The organism is Sphingomonas profundi (genome assembly GCF_009739515.1).
GTDB lineage: Bacteria > Pseudomonadota > Alphaproteobacteria > Sphingomonadales > Sphingomonadaceae > Alterirhizorhabdus > Alterirhizorhabdus profundi.
Genome location: NZ_CP046535.1, coordinates 2678476 through 2696892 on the forward strand (window position 1 = coordinate 2678476; position 18417 = coordinate 2696892).

Consider the following 18417-nt stretch of genomic DNA (forward strand, 5'->3'; position numbering starts at 1 on the left):
GTCTGCGGATCAGGGCGCCGGGCGCGGCGGCGGGGGCGGCCCCGGCGGCGCGGGCGGCGGGCCGCCGGCACCGAACACCGCCTTGGCGAAGATCGGGCGATCGGCGGCCGGCAGCGCCTTCAGGGTGGTGACGATCCGCTCCTCGCTGCGCGACCGGGCCGACGCTTCCATCAGCGAGGATTCGCGCAGCAGAGCGGCGAACGCGTCGACGTCGAACGGGGTGGCGGCCGCCGCCTCCGCCAGCTTCGCGCGCATCGCCTGCCGCTTCGCGAGCAGCGCCTTGGCATCGGGATCGGGCGCGCTCTGCCGGCGCAGCACCGCGACTCCGGCATCGGACATGCCGAGCGCCTTCATCGCCGCCGCGCCGCGCGGCTGGCCCGGCGGCGTCGGCGGCGTGGCCTGGGCGACAGCCGGCGCGGCGGCCACCAGCGCGAGGACGGTTGCGATCATGAGGCGTGCGGCTCCTTCTCGACCTGCCAGGTCTGGCCCTTGGAGATCAACGCCTGGAGGTCCGGCTTCTTTCCCGCCGCCGCCGCCGCATTCTGCTCGACGACGGCACGGTCGAAGGTGGGGCGCGGATGATCGTAGATCACGCCAAGCGCCACCGGCATCCCGTCTGCCGGGCCGAGATCGATCAGCATCTGGGCGATGCCGTGGTTCGTGCGATCGTGCACGATCACGCCGGCGGCCTGCCAGTCGCCGTCCGCCACGTCCACCACGTGCAGCTTCAGGTCGGCGCGGTCCAGGGTCAGCCCCTTCGCGCCGCCGGCGAACAGGATCGGCTTGTTATGCTCCAGCCAGATCTGCATCTCGGCCGCGTTCTTCTTCTCGGTGAAGGGGGCGAACACGTCGTCATTGTAGACGATGCAATTCTGGTAGATCTCGACGAAGCTCGCGCCCTTGTGGGCGTGCGCCGCCTTCAGCACGGCGGGCAGGTTCTTGTGCGTGTCGATCGCCCGGGCGATGAACCGCGCGCCCGATCCCAGCGCGAACGCGCAGGCGCTGGCCGGCCGGTCGACCGATCCGAACGGGGTGGAGGGCGATCGCGTGCCGACGCGGCTGGTGGGCGAATATTGCCCCTTGGTCAGCCCGTATATCTCGTTGTTGAACAGCAGGATCTGGCAATCGAGATTGCGCCTGAGCAGGTGCATCGTGTGGTTGCCGCCGATCGACAGCGCGTCGCCGTCGCCGGTGATGATCCACACGTCCAGTTCCGGATTGGCCAGCTTCACGCCCGTCGCCACCGCCGGCGCGCGGCCGTGGATGGTGTGGAAGCCGTACGTCTCCATATAATAAGGGAAGCGGCTGGAGCAGCCGATGCCGCTGACGAACACGACATTCTCGGGCCGCACGCCCAGTTCCGGCATCGTCCGCTGCACGGCCTTCAGCACGGCATAGTCGCCGCAGCCGGGGCACCAGCGCACCTCCTGGTCGGTCTCCCAATCCTTCGGCGTCGTCTTGATCGCGGTCATGTCGTTCATGAGCGGGGTTCCGGGCTGCGGTTCGAGCCGACGTGGATGCCGGCGGTTTCCAGATCTTCGGCGCCCACCGGGTTCGGCAGCTGCCCGGCCGATGCCGGCACCTCGCCCTCCCCGCCATGGGCGGAGCCGAGCGCGGCGGCGATCGCATCCTCGATCTCGGCGATGCGGAAGGGCTGGCCGCTGACCTTCGTGAGCGGCCGCGCGTCGACCAGATACTGGTCACGCAGCACCGTCTTCAGCTGGCCGGTGTTCATTTCCGGCACGATCACCTTGTCGTAGCCGCGCAGCAGCGCGCCCAGGTTGCGCGGCAGCGGCCAGACGTGGCGGATGTGGATGTGGGCCACGTCCATCCCGCGCGCGCGGGCGCGCCGCACCGCCTGGTGGATCGGCCCGAAGGTCGATCCCCAGCCGACGATCGCCAGCCGCCCGCGGGTCTCGCCCAGCTCCACCGCCTGTTCCGGGATATGGTCGGCGATGCCGTTCACCTTGCCGGCGCGCAGGTCGGTCATCGCCTGGTGGTTGGCCGGCGAGTAATCGAGGTGGCCGGTATCCACCTGCTTCTCGATCCCGCCGATGCGGTGCAGCAGGCCCGGCGTGCCCGGCTTCACCCACGGCCGCGCCAGCTTCGCGTCGCGCGCATAGGGCTTGAAGCCGCCTTCCGGCACCGCATCCAGATACCGCACCGGGAAGGGCGCGTAGGTGCTCATGTCGGGCACCTTCCACGGCTCGGCGGCATTGGCGATGTAGCCGTCCGTCAGCAGCATCACCGGCGTCATGAACTGCGTGGCGAGCCGCACCGCCTCGATCGCGCAGTCGAATGCGTCGGCCGGCGACCGGGCGGCGATCACCGGCATCGGCGCGTCGCCGTTGCGGCCGTAGACGGCCTGGTAGAGATCGGACTGCTCGGTCTTGGTCGGCAGGCCCGTCGAAGGCCCGCCACGCTGCGAATTGACGATCACCAGCGGCAGCTCGGTCATGATCGCCAGCCCCATCGCCTCGCCCTTCAGCGCGATGCCGGGGCCGGAGGAGGAGGTGACGCCGAGCTGCCCGGCATAGGAGGCGCCGATCGCACTCGCGATCGCGGCGATCTCGTCCTCCGCCTGGAAGGTGGTGACGCCATATTCCTTGAGGCGGGAGAGATGGTGCAGGATCGCCGAGGCCGGCGTGATCGGATAGCCGCCGAAGAACATCTTCACGCCGGCCAGCTGCGCGCCCGCCACCAGCCCGTCCGATATCGCCTCCGCCCCCGTCACCGTGCGGTAGAGGCCGGGTTCGGAAGGGGCGGCCGGCACGTGGTGCTGGCGCACGTCGGCGGACATCTCGGCCGTGTCGCCAAAGGCGTGGCCGGCGTTCAGCGCGGCGATGTTGGCCTCCGCCAGCACCGGCGCCTTGGCGAACTTTGCCTTCAGCCAGTCGACGATCGGCCCGCGATCGCGATCGAACATCCACAGCGCCAGGCCCAGCGTCCACATGTTCTTGCAGCGCAGCGCCTCCTTGTTGCCGAGGCCGAACGGCTTCACCGCGTCCATCGTCAGCTGGGAGATGTTGAGCGTCATCAGCCGCCACTTCGCGAGGCTGCCGTCGGCGAGCGGGCTCACCTGATACTGCGCCTTGGCCAGGTTGCGGGCGCCGAACTCGCCCTCGTCGGCGATGATGAGGCCGCCGGGCTTCAGCGCGCCGACATTCGTCTTCAGCGCCGCCGGGTTCATCGCGATCAGCACGTCGGGCGCATCGCCCGCCGTCTCGATCGCCGTCGATCCGAAGTTGATCTGGAAGGCGGAGACGCCGAACAGCGTGCCCTGCGGCGCGCGGATTTCGGCCGGAAAGTCGGGGAAGGTCGCCAGATCGTTGCCCGCCAGCGCCGTGGAAAGGGTGAACTGCCCGCCCGTCAGCTGCATCCCGTCACCCGAATCGCCGGCGAAGCGCACCACGATCGCCTCGGGCGCCGGATCGGCATGGGCTTCGGCGGGGGTCAATTCGTGAACGGCAGAGGCCATCGCAGGTGCAACCTTTTCAGTATGCCGGTTTCCCTAGACCCGCCGCGATACCCCCTCAAAGAAGAAAATGTCGGCGGCGGAGAGCGTTCGCTTCGCCCGGCAAGGCACGCGGCGCCACGGATCTACAGCGCCCGGCCCTCGCGCCCGGCCAGCTCCACCACATATTGCCACGCCACCCGGCCGGATCGGCTGCCGCGCTGCGTCGCCCAGGCGATCGCCTCCTTCTCGTCGAACGGCAGGCCCAGCTTCGCCGCATAGCCCGCCACCATCGCCACGTAGGTCGACTGGTCGCACACGTGGAAGCCCAGGCTCAGGCCGAAGCGGTCGGCCAGCGCCAGCTTGTCGTCCACCACGTCGCGCGGGTTGATCGGGTCGTCCTGCTCGGCGAGGCTGCGGGAGACGATGTGGCGGCGATTGGCCGTCACGTACAGCCGCGCATTGCCGGGCCGCGCCTCCGCTCCGCCTTCCAGCAGCGATCGCAGCAGGCGCGGCGCGGCGCTCCCCTCCTCGAAGCCGAGATCGTCGACGAACAGGACGTAGGCGCGATCCGCCCCGGCGATCAGCGCGAACAATGCGGGCAGTTGCTCCAGATGCTCCGCCGCCACCTCGATCAGCGCGATGCAATAGCCCTCGGCCTGCAAAGCGCCGACGCTGGCCTTCACCAGCGCGGACTTGCCGGCGCCGCGCGCGCCCCACAGCAGCACGTCATGCGCGGCGTGGCCTTGGGCCAGCCGGCGGCCATTCTCCAGCAGCGCCGCCTTCTGCGCCTCCACCCCGCTCAGCAGCGACAGCGGCAGCGGCGCAAAGGCCCGCGCCGCCGCCAGCCCGCCCGCGCGCCACACATAGGCCGGGTGCGCCGCCGGATCGGCCGGCACGGGCGGCGCCGGCGCCAGCCGCTCCAGCGCCTCGGCGATGCGCGCCAGCACATCCTTCTTGGTTTCCGCGCTCACCCCTTCTCCTCTCCCCTTGCCCGGCAGGTGCAATCTGTCAGTCTGGCGCGATGCACAAGCCGCTCCTCGCTCTCGCCGCCGCGTTCGCCGCAGCCCCTGTGCTCGCCGCGGCGCCATCGCCGACGCCGCTCACCCAGGCGGTGCGCGGCGACATGCCCGGCCTGCTCGCCATCTACCGCGATCTCCACGCCCATCCCGAGCTGGGCTTCGCCGAGACGCGCAGCGCCGCCATCCTCGCCGCAGAGGCGCGCAAGGCCGGCTTCACCGTCACCACCGGCGTCGGCGGGACAGGCGTCGTCGCGGTCATGCGGAACGGCCCCGGCCCGGTGCTGCTGCTGCGCGCGGACATGGACGCGCTGCCCGTGGTGGAGCAGACCGGCCTGCCTTATGCCAGCACGGCCAAGGCGGTGGCGGCCGGCGGCGTGGAGACGGGCGTGATGCACGCCTGCGGCCACGATACGCACATGACGACGTGGATCGGCACCGCCCGCCGGCTGGCGGCGATGAAGGACAAGTGGTCCGGCACGCTGGTGATGATCGGCCAGCCCGCCGAGGAGATCGGTGGCGGCGCCAAGGCGATGCTGGAGGACGGGCTCTACACGCGCTTTCCCAAGCCGTCGGTCGTGATCGCCTTCCACGATTCCGCCTCGCTGCCGGCCGGCACGATCGGCTATGCCGACGGCTACGCGATGGCCAACGTCGACTCGGTCGACATCCTGGTGAAGGGTGTCGGCGGCCACGGCGCCTACCCGCATCTCACCAAGGATCCGGTCGTGCTGGCGGCGCGCATCGTCGGCACCCTGCAGACGCTGGTCTCGCGCGAGACGGCGCCCGTCGACAGCGCCGTCGTCACCGTCGGCAGCTTCCATGCCGGGTCCAAGCACAACATCATCCCGGATGAGGCCCGGCTGCAGCTCACCGTGCGCAGCTATGCGCCGGAGGTGCGGCAGCATCTGCTGGACGGCATCGCCCGGATCGCGCGGGGCGAGGCGATCGCCGCCGGCATGCCGGAAGACAGGATGCCCGTCGTCACCCCCGCCCTCACCTACACGCCCGCAACCCGCAACACCCAGCCGCTGACCGATCGCATCGTCGCCGTCTTCCGCCAGCGTTTCGGCGAGAACAAGGTCGAGCAGGTGAAGGCCGAGATGGGCGGCGAGGATTTCAGCCGCTACGCGCTCGCCGATCCCTCGATCCAGAGCCTGCTGTTCCGCGTCGGCGGCGTGCCCCAGGCGAAATGGATGGCGGCCGGTGGCGACCCGACCAAGCTGCCCTCGCTGCACAGCCCCTATTGGGCGCCCGATGCCGAGCCGACGATCGCCACCGCGACGGAGGCGATGACGATCGCCGCGCTCACCATATTGAAGAAGTAGGTAAGAGGGTTGGCCGCTCAGCGGGCCAGCCGGCCCAGCGCGCAGGCGAGGTCGATCGCGCGGTACGGCTTCTTCACCACCTCCACCCCGCTGAAGTCGCTGCCCGGCCCGGCGCTGCCATAGCCGGTGGTGAAGACGAAGGGGGTGCCCGCCGCGTGCAGCGCCGCCGCCACGGGCAGGCTCGTCTCGCCGTTCAGGTTGATGTCCAGCATCGCCACGTCGAAGCCGCCCGCCGCCGCCAGCGCCGTCGCCTGTTCCAGCGTGGCGGCGCTGCCGGCGACAATGCAGCCCATCTCCTCGATGATGTCCTCCGCCGTCATCGCGATGATCGGCTCGTCCTCCACGATCAGCACGCGGGTGCCGGCGCGCGGCCCCGTCATGCCGCGATCCCCGCCGCGGGTGCCGGCAGCGGCGCCTCGATGAGGCAGGAGAAGCCGGTGGCGGGAAAGTCGATCGCCACCTTGGCGGCCAGATCCTTGGCCAGCACCCGCTCCACCATCCGCAGGCCGAAGCCGCGTCGGGCGGGCGGCGCGACCGGCGGGCCGCCACGCTCGTGCCAGCCGATCGCCAGGCGGCCGCCGGGCAGGCGATCCCAGTGGACGTCCACCGCGCCCGCCTCGCCCGCCAGCGCGCCGTAGCGGATCGCGTTCGTCGCAAGCTCGTGGAAGGCCATGACCAGCGATACGGCGAGCTTGGGGGCCAGCGCCACCGCCGGCCCGCCGATCGCCACCCGATCGCGCTCCGGCGCCAGCGGCAGCACGGCCGCGCCCACGATCTCCTGCAGGGTCGCCCCCTCCCACTTCTCACGCGTCAGCAGGTCGTGGGCGGAGGCGAGGGCCGCCAGCCGCGCCTGGAAGCCGGCCTGCGATTCCTCCACCGGCCGATCGCCCTTGAAGCTCTGCATCGCCAGCGCCTGCACCAGCGCCAGCATGTTCTTAACCCGGTGGTTCAGCTCGTTGATCAGGCGGCGCTGGCTCTCCTCGTGCGCGTGCCGCTCCGTCACGTCGCGGGCGATCGCGTGCAGGCCCGTCGGCTGACCGGCATCGTCGATCGCCAGGCTGGAATTGATGTCCCAGCGCATGCTGGCGCCGTCTTTGCCGATCACCGGCACCTCGTAGCGGGTGGTGCCGCCCGCCGCGAGCTTGCGGCGCAGCATCCCGCTGGTCCGCGCCAGATCGTCGGGCGCCACGAACTCCGCGATCGATCGGCCGGTCAGCGCGTCCGGCGGCACCCCCAGCGCGGCGCCGGCGGCGGGGTTGGCGGCGGTGATCGTCTGCGTCAGATCGGCGGTGAAGATGATGTCGTTCGCCTGCTCGAAGATCAGGCGGTAGCGCCCCTCGCTCTCGCGCAGCGACCGGGCGCTCCGCGCGCGACCGCGCTCCTCCCAGATCCGCTCGGCGACGCTGGAGAGCAGGGTCTCGTGATGGTTCGTCCAGCAGCGCGGCGCATCGTCGTGCACGAAGATGGCGGCGGCATATTGGCCGCCCTTCAGCACCGGCACCACCAGCCCGGCGCGGATGCCCGCCGCGCGGTAGCGTTCCGCCACGGGCCGGCCCGCCACCCGCCGGTCCTCCAGCGCATCGTCCACCGCGAAGACGGCGCCCGTGCTCAGCGCGTCGTGCAGGTCCACGCCGAACGCGCCCAGCGCGTGGGTGCCGCGCAGCTCGGCCACGTCCGCGTCGCGCCGCCAGTTGTGCGTCACGGTGTAGGTGCCGGCGGCGAGATCCATCTCGGCATAGCCGGCGCGCGCGCAGCCCAGGTGCGCGCCCAGCGCATCGACCGCCGCCGCCGCGATCGCATCGGCATCGTCGATCGCGCGCAGCCGGTCCGCCAGCGGCAGCAGCAGCGCGTGGCGCTGCCGCTCGAACACGCGGTCCGTCACTTCGTGGCCCTGGTTCAGGATGCCGGCGACACGGCCGTCGTCGCCGGTAATCGGGGTGAAGCTGTAATCCCAGTAGCTCTCCTCCAGCCGACCGGATCGCGTCATCGGCAGATGCTGGTCGGCAGTGGAATAGCCCCGGCCGGACGCGATCACGTCCGCGAACTGCGGGCCGACGATCGGCCAGATATCTGGCCACACCAGATGCGCCGGCTGGCCCAGCGCATGCGGGTGGCGCTTGCCGGGGATTGGCGACCAGCCGTCATTATAGAGCAGGTGTAGCCCCGGGCCCCAGTAGATCGCGATCGGAAAGCTGGAGTTCAGGCAGATGCCGAGGGAGAGGTGCAGGGCGTGCGGCCATCGCTCCGGCGGGCCGAGGGGCGTCGCGGCCCAGTCATGGCCGCGAATCCGCTCGCCCATGTCGCCGCCGCCGCTCGCGAACCAGCCGGGCTCACGCATGTCGCGGTTCATGCATGCATCCCTTCCCCCCTTCGAACACGATACGCGACCTGATCACAGCCAGCCGAGCCCGTAACCTATGCTAATGGCGATCGTTCCGCCCGAGTGAGGATGCCGGACAATCGCGCCGGGGTGTTACCGAAATCCACCACATTCGCGCTTTCGGCCACCTGATCGGTCTGCCGGCTTGTGGCGCTGTAAAGTTCCTGACACGCTGCGGCCGGCGGGGGGTAGAGATGGCCGAACGGAAGATCTTCGCCGGCCACCGCGTGCGCCGGCTGCGCCGCACCGCCGGCCTCACCCAGGCCGCCATGGCGGAACGCATCGCGGTCTCGCCCAGCTACCTGAACCTGATCGAGCGCAACCAGCGCCCGCTCACCGCCGCGCTGATGCTGCGGCTGGCCGACCTGTTCGATTTCGATCCGCGCAGCCTGGCCGCGGAGGAGCCCGGCGGCGGCGCCGATGCGCTGCGCCGCCGCCTCGCCGATCCGCTGTTCGCCGATCTGCCGATCGACCGCGCCGAGGTGGAGGAGTGGCTCGCCGCCGCGCCCGGCGGCGCCGAGGCGTTCGCCCGCGCCTTCGATCGCCTGCGCGAGGGCGGCGCGCCCGCCGCCGCCGGCGAGGACGAAGCGATCGCCGCCGTGCGCCGCGAGATCGAGCGCTGGCGCAACCACTTCGCCGATCTGGACGCCGCCGCCGAGACGCTGGCCGATACGCTGCGACTGGACGATGCCGACATCTACGGCGCCATCGCCGAGCGGCTGCGCGTTAAGCACCGCCTGGTCATCCGCATCCTGCCGATCGACGTCATGCCCGATCGCCTCCGCCGGCTCGATCTGCACGCCCGCCAGCTCCAGCTCTCGGAGATGCTCGATCCCGCCTCGCGCAGCTTCCAGGCCGCGTTCCAGCTCGCCCAGCTGGAGGCGAAGGCCGAGGTGGAGGCGCTGGTCGCCGGCGCAGCCTTCGGCGAGCGGGTGGCCGAGCGGCTCTACCGCCGCCATCTCCACTCCTATTTCGCCGCCGCGCTGATGATGCCCTATGGTCGCTTCCTGCGCGCCTGCGAGCGGACCGGCTACGATCTCGATCTGCTCCAGCGCCGCTTCAACGCCGGGTTCGAGATGGTGGCCCACCGGCTGACGACGCTGAGCCGGGTCGGCGCGCGCGGCCTGCCCTTCTTCATGCTGCGCATCGATCGCGCCGGCCAGTCGTCCAAGCGGTTCGCCGGTGCGTCGGCGGCGCGGCTGGTGGAATCGACGGGGCGCTGCCCGCTGTGGCGGGTGCACCACGCCTTCGATCGCCCGGGCGAGCTGGTCCGCCAGCTCGTCGAGCTGGAGGATGGCGGCCGCTGGTTCACCCTCGCGCGCACCGTCCGCCCGCAATCCCGCTCGCCGAACGGCATCCGCGCCGAGTTCGCCGTGGCGCTGGGCCTCGCCGCCGATCACGCGGCCCCGCTCACCGATGCGCGCGGGCTCGATCTGAAGGTGGGGCCGGCGGCGCCGATCGGCCTCGGCTGCCGCCACTGCACGCGCATCGACTGCCCGCAGCGCGCCGCCCCGCCGATCGGCCGCCCGCTGCTGCTGAACGACCGCGAGCGCGGCCTGACCCCCTTCACCTTCGCCACCGACTGATCGCGCTACTCCCTTTCGAGGAAAAGGAGAGACATGGGCTCCAGCCCGCGCTGGAGCGACGGCAGGCGGGTGGCGTCCCTACCGCGCCGCCGCCGCCAGCTCGGCGTTGCGCCGGGCGGAGGCGGCCAGCGTCCGCCGCATCAGCGCCATGATAGCCCCGTCCGCGTCCAGCACGTTCAGCCCCTCGCGCGTGCTGCCGCCGGGGCTCGCCACGCGATCGGCGAGGGTCGCGGGCGGCTCGTCTGCGCCGGCCGCCATCGTCGCCGATCCGGCGACCGTCGCCAGCGCCAGCCGCGCCGCCTGATCGGCCGGCAGGCCCAGTTCCTCGCCCGCCGCGGCCATCGCCTCGACGAAGCGGAACAGGAAGGCCGGGCCGCAGCCGGACAGCGCCGTCACCGCGTCGAACAAGCCCTCCTCGTCGATCCACTCGACGTCGCCCAGCGGCGCGACCAGCCCGGTCGCCACCTCCCGCACGTCCCGCGTCAGGCGCGGCGAGTAGAGCGCCGTCACGCCCCGGCCGATCGCCGCCGGCAGGTTCGGCATGCAGCGCACGATCGTCTCCGGCGCAGCGAAACGCGCCTTCAGCGAAGCGATCTCCACCCCGGCCAGGATCGAGACGAGCAGCGTCTCCGCCGCCAGCATCGGCGCCAGCGCCGGCGCCACGCGATCGAGCAGCTGGGGCTTCACCGCCAGCACCAGCACCGCCGGCGCCGCGCCGTCGGGCGGTGGCGCCGGCAGCGCCAGCACGCCGGCCGGCATATCCGCAGCACCCGGATCTATCACCACGATCGTGCGCGGATCGCGCCCCGCCGCGATCCAGCCGCGCAGCATCGCTCCGCCCATGTTGCCGGCGCCGACCAGCCAGACCGGGCCGTCGCGGACCGGACCGCCGGCCGCCCCGCTCACGCCTCGCCCTGCGTCTCGATCAGGGCGGCGGCGATCGCCTCCTGCGGCGTCTTGTCGGCCCACAGGACGAACTGGAAGACGGGGTAGAAGCGCTCGCACTCGTCGATCGCCGCCTCCACCAGCGTCTCGGCCTGGTCGATCGACAGCACCGGCTCGGCGCTGCTGTCCAGCAGCGCCGCGTGGCGGAACAGCAGCATGCCGGAAGACGCCCACATCTCGAAGTGGCCGATCCACAACTGCTCGTTGATCAGGCCCAGCGTCTCGTAGATCGCCGCGCGCTTGTCGGCCGGCACGCGCACGTCGGGCAGCGCCAGGAACTGCAGCACGCGATCCTCGTCGCGCCAGACCGCGCGCAGCTCATATTGCGTCCAGCTGCCCTGGAAGTTGGCGACGATCTCCTCGTCGCCGTTGCGCTCGTGGGTCCAGCCGTGGGCGCTGAAATAATGTTCGAGCATCTCGATCGGCGCGCTCGCGTCCCGCCCCTGCTCGAAATCGTCGACCGTCATCCTCGCCCTCTCGCGGCCCGTTCCAGCGCCTGCCTTCCTATAGTGTTGCGTCGCTTGCAAGCGGGCGGCGGCCGGCGCGGCCACGAATGACGTGGATTAATGTGGTTACTCCGGGAAATCGACGCCGCTTCCCTCCGCAGCCGGGCCGCCAGCGGGCGCGTGGGGCGTGGGATCGTCGGTCGTCGGCGCATGATCGCCGCTCTTCTCCAGCGCGTCGAGCCGGCGGCGCAGCGCGTCGGCCTCGTCGCGCGCGGCGGCGGCCATCGCCTTCACCGCCTCGAACTCGTCGCGGCCGATGAAGTCGAGGCCGCCGATCCACTCGCGCGCCTTGGCGCGGGCGTTCGCCTCGGCCTCGCGGCCCATGCCGGCGAACGTGCCGGCGGCGCCGTTCACCATCTTCACCAGATCGTCGAAGAAGCGATTGTCGGACTGCATCGAATGTCTCTCCGGGAAGGGCGCGTCAGGGCATGATCTGGGTGCGCGCGGTGCCGGGCGCAAGCGCCTCCGCATCCGGGTTCATCCGGTCGATCGTGAGGTTCAGCGCGCCGGCGAACAGCAGCCACGCCAGATAGGGCAGCATCAGCGTGCCGGCGACCGGGCGGATGCGGGCGAACGCCAGGGTCGTGGCGGCGGCGAGCACGATCAGCACGATCATCAGGATCAGCGCGGCGGAGACCTGGTGGCCGGCGAAGAACAGCGGCGACCAGGCGAGGTTCAGCGCCAGCTGCGCCACGAACAGGCCGATCGCCAGGCCGCGCCGGCGGGCGCCGCGCGCCGCCACGATCATCGCGAAGGCGAAGCCGATCAGGAGGTAGAGGATCGTCCAGGCGGCGCCGAAGGCCCAGCCGGGCGGCATGAACGCCGGCTTGGCGAGCGCCGCGAACCACGGATTGCCGAACCCGGAGCCGGACAGCCGGCCGGAGAGGATGCCGAGCATCAGCACCAGCGGCACGATGACGATCGCCCAGCGCAGGAAGGCCATGCGCAGCTGCTGCTTGGAAGCGACCTGGCCCAATCCGCGCATCACGATCCCGATTCCAGCCATTTCCGGCGATTCGCGCCCTACTGCCCGTTATGCAGCGACGCTGTCCAGCGATAGGACAAGCGGGCGGGAAGTTTGCGGCCTCAACCGGCGCGCGCTGGGCCGTCGCCGGCGCGATGCGCGGCGATCAGATACTCCACATTGCCCTCCGGGCCGGTGATCGGGCTCTCCACGATCCCCTCGACCCGCCATCCGGCGGCCGTCAGCCACGCCGCCGCCTCATCGCACACGCGATCCCGCACCGCCTGATCGCGCACCACGCCGCCCTTGCCGATCTCGTTGCGCGCCGCCTCGAACTGCGGCTTCACCAGCGCCATCAGCCGGCCGTCCGCCTTGGCAAAACCCAGCGGCGTCGCCAGCACCTTGGCCAGGCCGATGAAGCTGGCGTCGCACACGATCAGGTCCACCGCCTCGGGCACGTGCGCCGCCGTCAGGTGGCGGGCGTTGGTCTGCTCGTGCACGATCACGCGATCGTCCGATCGCAGCCGCCAGGCGAGCTGGTTGGTGCCCGAATCCACGGCGTAGACGCGCGCGGCGCCGTTCGTCAGCAGCACGTCGGTGAAGCCGCCGGTGGAGGAGCCCACGTCGATCGCCACCGCGCCCGCCACCGTCCAGCCGAAATGCGCCAGCCCGTGGGCCAGCTTCACGCCGCCGCGCGACACCCACGGATGATCGCGCCCGCGCACCTCGATCGGCGCCTCGGCCGGCAGCGCCTGCCCGGCCTTGTCGATCCGGCGATCGCCGCTGAAGACGAGGCCAGCCAGGATCAGCGCCTGCCCCCGCGCGCGGCTTTCCACCAGCCCGCGATCGACGAGCAGCTGGTCCGCCCGACTGCCCTTCAGCGCCCCCTTGGATGATGCCTTCGCCATGGCCCGCCATGCCCGATCGGCCTGCCTCATTAAAGCCGCAATCGGGCGTGAAGCCTCTTGTTAATCGCTCAGATAGACATAATCTCCGGTCCACGACTCGCAGCTTCGCGAGGCGATCGATCGGGAGACGGTGCGTGGCGCAGGCAGTTTCCGATTTCAGCGGCCGGCGGCCGCTCATCCTCACGGTTCCGGGCCTCGGCGGCTCCGGTCCGGCGCACTGGCAGAGCCTGTGGGAATCGTCGCGCGGCGATACCGCGCGCGTCGATCTCGGCATGTGGGACAGCCCGCACCGCAACGTGTGGGTGACGAAGCTGGATCAGGCGATCCGCACCGCGAAGGCGCCGATCATCCTCGCCGCGCACAGCCTGGGCTGCCTCGCCGTGGCGTGGTGGGCGGAACTGGCCGGGCAGCCGTGGGGCTGGCCGGTCGCCGGCGCGCTGCTGGTGGCCCCGCCCGACGTGGACCGGGCGGGCGCCTGCGCCGCCATCCGGGGCTTCGCGCCGTCGCCGCGCGTGTCGCTGCCCTTTCCCTCGATCCTGGTCGCCAGCGACGACGATCCCTATGCCAGCGTGCAGCGCAGCTTCGACATGGCGCGGGACTGGGGCAGCCACCATGTCGAGATCGGCGCGCACGGCCACATCAATGCCGAGAGCGGCATCGGCCTGTGGCACGAGGGGCAGGCGCTGCTCGATCGCCTGATCGGCGCGGCGGAAGGGCCGATGGCGCATGGTGCGGCGCTGGCCGAGGTGCAGGCGATGATCGCCACCGAGGCGCGGCCGTAGCCCAGAGGCGCGCCGCGGCGCCGCCTCAATCCTCGTAGCGACCCGCCGGATCGCGATCGCGCTCGTATCGGTGCGCCAGCGGGAAGGGCGGCAGCCAGGCTTCGCGGCGCACCGTCCAGCTCTCATAGGTCGGCACCAGCAGGTCGGGCGCGTCCAATATGCCGAGCGCCACCTCGATCTCGTCGGCGCTGCGCGCGAAGACGGAGGAGCCGCAGCGCGGGCAGAAGGCGCGACCGGCATAGTCGCGCGTCTCGCCGGTGATCGTCACCGCCTCCTGCGGAAAGATGGCGGTGGCCTGGAACAGCGCGCCATGATGCTTGCGGCAGTCCAGGCAGTGACACAGGCCGACGCGGTACGGCGGCCCGGATGCGGCGATCCGCACGTCGCCGCACAGGCACCCGCCCGTCACCCGCCGCTGGTCCGTCTGCCGATCCATGTCGCGCCCCTCCTCGTCCGATCGGGCGGCGGACCGTCTCAGGCCCGCGCCTCCGCTACCCCCACGCTGTTGCGGCGCAGCGCCGCCAGCACCGCGTCGACGATGGCATCCGCGTCCAGCCCGGCGTCGGCATATTGCCGTTCGGGCTTGTCATGGTCCTGGAAGACGTCCGGCAGGCGCAGGGTGCGCAGCTTCAGGCCGCCGTCGATCAGCCCCTCGTCGCTGGCGAGCGTCAGCACATGCGCGCCCAGGCCGCCGATCGAACCCTCCTCCACCGTCACCGCCACCTCGTGGGTGGAGAGCAGCCGCCGGATCAGCGCCATGTCGAGCGGCTTGGCGAAGCGCAGATCGGCCACGGTGGTGGACAGGCCCTGCGCCTCCAGCCGGTCGGCCGCCTTGCACGCATCCTCCAGCCGGGTGCCCAAGGAGAGAATCGCCACCGTCTTGCCCTCGCGCACGATGCGGCCGCGGCCGATCTCCAGCCGCTCGGGCGTGGGGATCGCCACGCCGGTGCCGTTGCCGCGCGGATAGCGCACGGCGATCGGGCCGTCGTCGTGCAGCGCCATGGTGTGCACCATGTGGGTCAGCTCCGCCTCGTCGGCGGCGGCCATCACCACGAAATTGGGCAGCGTCGCCAGATAGGTCACGTCGAAGCTGCCGGCGTGGGTCGCGCCGTCCGCCCCCACCAGCCCGGCGCGATCTATCGCGAAGCGGACCGGCAGGTTCTGGATCGCCACGTCGTGCACCACCTGATCGTAGGCGCGCTGGAGGAAGGTGGAGTAGATCGCGCAGAACGGCCGGTGCCCCTGCGCCGCCAGCCCGGCCGCGAAGGTCACGGCATGCTGTTCCGCGATGCCCACGTCGAAGGTGCGATCGGGAAAGGCCCTGGCGAACTTGTCCAGCCCCGTGCCGCTCGGCATCGCCGCCGTGATCGCGCAGATGGTGTCGTCGCGCCGCGCCTCGGCGACCAGCGCGTCGGCGAACACGCCGGTGTAGCTCGGCGGCCCCGGCGGCGCCTTGGCCTGCACGCCGGAGACGACGTCGAACTTCTGCACGCCGTGATACTTGTCCGCCGCCGCCTCGGCCGGGGCATAGCCCTTGCCCTTCTGCGTCACCACATGGACCAGGATCGGTCCCTCGGCGGCGTCGCGCACATTCTCCAGGATCGGGATCAGATGCTCCAGATTGTGCCCGTCGATCGGCCCGACATAGTAGAAGCCGAGCTCCTCGAAGAGCGTGCCGCCCATCGTCAGCCCGCGGGCGAACTCGTCGGTCTTGCGGGCGGCGTCGTGCAGCGGCCGGGGCAGCCGCCGCGCCACCTTCTTGGCCAGATCGCGCAGCGACAGGAACGGGCCGGACGAGACGATCCGCGCCAGATAGGCGGATAGGCCCCCCACCGGCGGCGCGATCGACATGTCGTTGTCATTCAGGATCACGACCAGCCGGTTGCCCGCCTGCTCGGCATTGTTCATCGCCTCATAGGCCATGCCGGCGGACATCGCGCCGTCGCCGATCACCGCGATGGCCTTGCCGGGCCGGTCGGCCAGCTTGTTAGCCACCGCGAAGCCGAGCGCCGCCGAGATGGAGGTGCTGCTGTGCGCCGCGCCGAACGGATCATATTCGCTCTCGGACCGCTTGGTGAAGCCGGATAGGCCGCCGCCCTGCCGCAGCGTGCGCATCCTGTCCCGCCGGCCGGTCAGGATCTTGTGCGGGTAGGCCTGGTGGCCGACATCCCAGATCAACACGTCGCGCGGCGTATCGAACACGTAGTGCAGCGCCACGGAGAGCTCGACCACGCCGAGCCCGGCGCCGAGATGGCCGCCCGTGACTGCGACGGAGGAGATCATCTCGCGCCGCACCTCGTCGGCCAGCTGCGCCAGCTGGTCCGGCTTCAGCGCGCGCAGCGCGTGCGGATCGGCGACATGATCGAGCAGCGGGGTATCGGGCAGATCGGCCATGGGAACGGAAAATCCTTTCGCCTCACGCCCTAGACCAAAGCGGGCAGTGGGTAAAATAGCGGCGCCTCAGACCCCGGCACACGCCTCGCACAGGCCGCGCACCTCCACGATCGGGCGGCGGGCGGCGAACCCGCCCTTCTCGGCTACCGAGCGGACACGCGCGGTGATCGAGTCGTCGTCGATGTGCGTCACCTGCCCGCAGGCGTCGCACACCAGGAAGATGCAATCGTGCCGGCAATCGGGATGGGCGTTGGCGATATAGGCGTTGGCGCTCTCCACCCGGCGGGCGAGGTTGGTCGCGACGAACAGGTCGAGGATGCGGTAGACGCTGTTCGCCGCCACCCGCCGCCCCTCGGCGCGCGATACGGCCTCCGCTATATCGTAGGCGGAGGCGGCGCGATCGAACCCGGCCAGCGCGTCGAACACGGCGGCGCGCATCGCCGTCCACTGCTCGCCGGCGCGCTCCATGGCGCCGCGCGCGGCCACCTCCAGCGAGTGGCCCTGGTGCAGGGTATGGACGTGGGCGTGGGCCATCCGCGTCAGTTAAGGCACCCGCGCGTCCGCCACAAGCGGACGCCGCCTCAGCCGAGCGCGCGCCGGTTCAGATGATGGCCCAGCGCCACCAGGCCGACGCCGACGATCGTCAGCACCGTCTCGCCCGGGCCGTGATGCACCGTCAGCGCCGCGGCCATCAGCATTAGGCCGCCGCCGCCGATCGCGGCGGGCAGCACAGCGCGATGCCGCAGCCACCCGCGCCCCAGCGCCAGCGCCGCCAGCACGATCGCAAGGGCCAGCCCAACCTCGTGGATCAGCGGATGCAGCAGCAGCCCGCCGGCCGAGGCGAGCAGGGTCAGCACCACCGAGGTGGCGAGGCAGTGGACGAGGCACACGCCGGAAAGGCCGATCGCAACGCGGTCCAGCCACGATGTCTCCGCCTTGCGCTCGATCAGCTTGGCCTGCGCCACGTCAGCATCTCCCGTTCGCCGCCGCTTATGACAAAGCCGGCGCGAGGATACAACATATCATTGGCGGATCGGTTGCGCGCGCGGCCTTGGATCGCGGCAATCGGCCGGAGATTGCCGTTCCGTCCGCGAAGGCGTAGGCGCGCCGGCATGCCCCGCCCCGTCGCCGCCCCGCGCCCCCGCGCCATCGCCCGCTGGCTGCTGATCGTGGCCGCCATGGTGTTCGCCATGGTCGTGGTCGGGGGCATCACCCGCCTCACCGAATCGGGTCTCTCGATGACGCGGTGGGAGCCGATTTCCGGCGCGGTGCCTCCGCTGAACGACGCGCAGTGGCAGGCGGAGTTCGCCGCCTACAAGGCGACGCCCGAATATCGGAAGATCAATCGCGGCATGGATCTGGCCGAGTTCAAGGGCATCTTCTTCTGGGAGTATCTCCACCGGCTGATCGGCCGCACGATCGGCCTGGTCTTCGCGCTGCCGCTGCTCTGGTTCTGGTGGCGCCGGGCGATCCTGCGCGGCTACGGGCCGCGGCTGGTGGCGCTGCTGGCGCTGGGCGGCCTGCAAGGCGCGATCGGCTGGTGGATGGTCGCCTCGGGCTTGGTCGACCGGCCGGACGTGAGCCATCTGCGCCTCGCCACCCACCTGATCGCCGCCCTGTTCATCTTCGCGGGCACGATCTGGACGGCGCTGGACCTGTTCGCCCTGGCGCGCGATTCCGCCGCGCGGCCGGCGCGGCTGCGGCCGGTGGCGATCGTCACGCTGCTGCTGCTCGCCACGCAGATCATGCTCGGCGCGTTCACCGCCGGCCTGGATGCCGGCTACGCCTTTTCCAGCTGGCCGCTGATGGGCGACAGCCTGTTCCCGGCCGGCGGCTGGCGGCAGGGCTGGTCCGCCCTCCAGAACCTGATCGACAATCCCGTCGTCGTGCAGTTCGTCCACCGCTGGTTCGCCTGGGTCGCGGCGACGGGCGCCGTCCTGCTGGCGCTGCGCGCGCGGGCGGCGGGCGCCACCGGGGCGGCCCACGCGATCTTGACCGCCGTCACGCTCCAGATCCTGCTCGGCATCGCCACCCTGCTCAGCGGCGTCGCGATCCCGATCGCGGTGGCCCATCAGGCGACGGCGGCGCTGCTGCTGGCGGCGATGGTCACGGCCGCGCACCGCATCGGCCGCACGGCCCCGCGCTGAGGCC

Annotated in this window: 19 protein-coding genes; 4 read left to right on the plus strand and 15 right to left on the minus strand. The window is 71.3% G+C overall.

What is annotated here, in order from left to right; all coding sequences use genetic code 11:
* Nucleotides 1-9 precede the first annotated feature (9 nt).
* The 4 genes from GNT64_RS12755 to GNT64_RS12770 all read right to left on the minus strand — a co-directional run bounded on the left by GNT64_RS12755 (nt 10) and on the right by GNT64_RS12770 (nt 4428).
* Nucleotides 10-450, minus strand: a complete 441-nt coding sequence (locus GNT64_RS12755) for a hypothetical protein (RefSeq protein WP_156679861.1) — start codon at nt 448-450, stop codon at nt 10-12.
* Nucleotides 447-1481, minus strand: a complete 1035-nt coding sequence (locus GNT64_RS12760) for a 2-oxoacid:ferredoxin oxidoreductase subunit beta (RefSeq protein WP_156679862.1) — start codon at nt 1479-1481, stop codon at nt 447-449. The genes GNT64_RS12755 and GNT64_RS12760 overlap by 4 nt, the downstream gene beginning before the upstream one ends.
* On the minus strand, nt 1478-3478 hold the full coding sequence (locus GNT64_RS12765) for a 2-oxoacid:acceptor oxidoreductase subunit alpha (protein ID WP_156679863.1): 2001 nt from the start codon (nt 3476-3478) through the stop codon (nt 1478-1480). The genes GNT64_RS12760 and GNT64_RS12765 overlap by 4 nt, the downstream gene beginning before the upstream one ends.
* A gap of 122 nt (nt 3479-3600) precedes the next feature.
* Entirely contained in the window at nt 3601-4428 is an 828-nt protein-coding gene (locus GNT64_RS12770; RefSeq protein WP_231638991.1) for an ATP-binding protein, read from the minus strand.
* 50 nt (nt 4429-4478) lie between these two features.
* Here GNT64_RS12770 and GNT64_RS12775 point away from each other — a divergent pair, with 50 nt between their 5' ends.
* Nucleotides 4479-5801, plus strand: a complete 1323-nt coding sequence (locus GNT64_RS12775) for an amidohydrolase (RefSeq protein ID WP_156679865.1) — start codon at nt 4479-4481, stop codon at nt 5799-5801.
* Between the two features lie 17 nt (nt 5802-5818).
* Here the strand turns inward: GNT64_RS12775 and GNT64_RS12780 are convergent, their stop codons facing one another.
* Together GNT64_RS12780 and GNT64_RS12785 are read right to left on the minus strand one after the other, a co-directional pair.
* Entirely contained in the window at nt 5819-6181 is a 363-nt protein-coding gene (locus GNT64_RS12780) for a response regulator (protein ID WP_156679866.1), read from the minus strand.
* Nucleotides 6178-8151 carry a sensor histidine kinase gene (locus GNT64_RS12785; RefSeq protein WP_156679867.1) on the minus strand — a complete coding sequence of 658 codons (1974 nt, stop codon included), beginning with the start codon at nt 8149-8151 and terminating at the stop codon, nt 6178-6180. Before GNT64_RS12785 ends, GNT64_RS12780 begins: the two co-directional genes overlap by 4 nt.
* A 224-nt stretch (nt 8152-8375) precedes the next feature.
* Between GNT64_RS12785 and GNT64_RS12790 the strand changes: the two genes are divergently transcribed.
* Nucleotides 8376-9767: a helix-turn-helix domain-containing protein gene (locus GNT64_RS12790; protein ID WP_156679868.1), complete on the plus strand. Its 1392-nt coding sequence runs from the start codon at nt 8376-8378 to the stop codon at nt 9765-9767.
* A gap of 78 nt (nt 9768-9845) precedes the next feature.
* Here GNT64_RS12790 and proC read toward each other — a convergent pair whose 3' ends face one another.
* The 5 genes from proC to GNT64_RS12815 form a co-directional block, all read right to left on the minus strand.
* Nucleotides 9846-10673, minus strand: a complete 828-nt coding sequence (gene proC, locus GNT64_RS12795) for a pyrroline-5-carboxylate reductase (RefSeq protein WP_277873226.1) — start codon at nt 10671-10673, stop codon at nt 9846-9848.
* Nucleotides 10670-11179: a type III secretion system chaperone family protein gene (locus GNT64_RS12800; RefSeq protein ID WP_156679869.1), complete on the minus strand. Its 510-nt coding sequence runs from the start codon at nt 11177-11179 to the stop codon at nt 10670-10672. The genes proC and GNT64_RS12800 overlap by 4 nt, the downstream gene beginning before the upstream one ends.
* Nucleotides 11180-11284: 105 nt before the next feature.
* Nucleotides 11285-11614, minus strand: a complete 330-nt coding sequence (locus GNT64_RS12805) for an accessory factor UbiK family protein (protein ID WP_156679870.1) — start codon at nt 11612-11614, stop codon at nt 11285-11287.
* 25 nt (nt 11615-11639) lie between these two features.
* Nucleotides 11640-12194: a TspO/MBR family protein gene (locus GNT64_RS12810; RefSeq protein ID WP_156681613.1), complete on the minus strand. Its 555-nt coding sequence runs from the start codon at nt 12192-12194 to the stop codon at nt 11640-11642.
* A gap of 110 nt (nt 12195-12304) precedes the next feature.
* On the minus strand, nt 12305-13090 hold the full coding sequence (locus tag GNT64_RS12815) for a TlyA family RNA methyltransferase (protein WP_197276980.1): 786 nt from the start codon (nt 13088-13090) through the stop codon (nt 12305-12307).
* Nucleotides 13091-13224: 134 nt separating this feature from the next.
* Between GNT64_RS12815 and GNT64_RS12820 the strand changes: the two genes are divergently transcribed.
* Nucleotides 13225-13872 (plus strand): RBBP9/YdeN family alpha/beta hydrolase, encoded by a 648-nt coding sequence (locus GNT64_RS12820; protein ID WP_231638992.1) that lies wholly within the window; start codon nt 13225-13227, stop codon nt 13870-13872.
* Nucleotides 13873-13897: 25 nt separating this feature from the next.
* On the opposite strand, the gene GNT64_RS12825 is transcribed toward GNT64_RS12820, so the two are convergent.
* The 4 genes from GNT64_RS12825 to GNT64_RS12840 form a co-directional block, all read right to left on the minus strand.
* Nucleotides 13898-14308, minus strand: coding sequence for a GFA family protein (locus GNT64_RS12825; RefSeq protein WP_156679872.1), 411 nt, complete (start codon nt 14306-14308; stop codon nt 13898-13900).
* A 38-nt stretch (nt 14309-14346) separates the two neighbouring features.
* On the minus strand, nt 14347-16266 hold the full coding sequence (gene dxs, locus GNT64_RS12830; RefSeq protein WP_156679873.1) for a 1-deoxy-D-xylulose-5-phosphate synthase: 1920 nt from the start codon (nt 16264-16266) through the stop codon (nt 14347-14349).
* A 66-nt stretch (nt 16267-16332) separates the two neighbouring features.
* The gene (locus tag GNT64_RS12835; RefSeq protein WP_156679874.1) at nt 16333-16800 is read right to left on the minus strand and encodes a Fur family transcriptional regulator; all 468 of its coding nucleotides are present in this window, start codon (nt 16798-16800) and stop codon (nt 16333-16335) included.
* A 47-nt stretch (nt 16801-16847) separates the two neighbouring features.
* Nucleotides 16848-17231, minus strand: a complete 384-nt coding sequence (locus GNT64_RS12840; RefSeq protein WP_231638993.1) for a MerC domain-containing protein — start codon at nt 17229-17231, stop codon at nt 16848-16850.
* 147 nt (nt 17232-17378) lie between these two features.
* Here GNT64_RS12840 and GNT64_RS12845 point away from each other — a divergent pair, with 147 nt between their 5' ends.
* On the plus strand, nt 17379-18413 hold the full coding sequence (locus GNT64_RS12845) for a COX15/CtaA family protein (RefSeq protein WP_156679875.1): 1035 nt from the start codon (nt 17379-17381) through the stop codon (nt 18411-18413).
* Nucleotides 18414-18417: the final 4 nt, after the last annotated feature.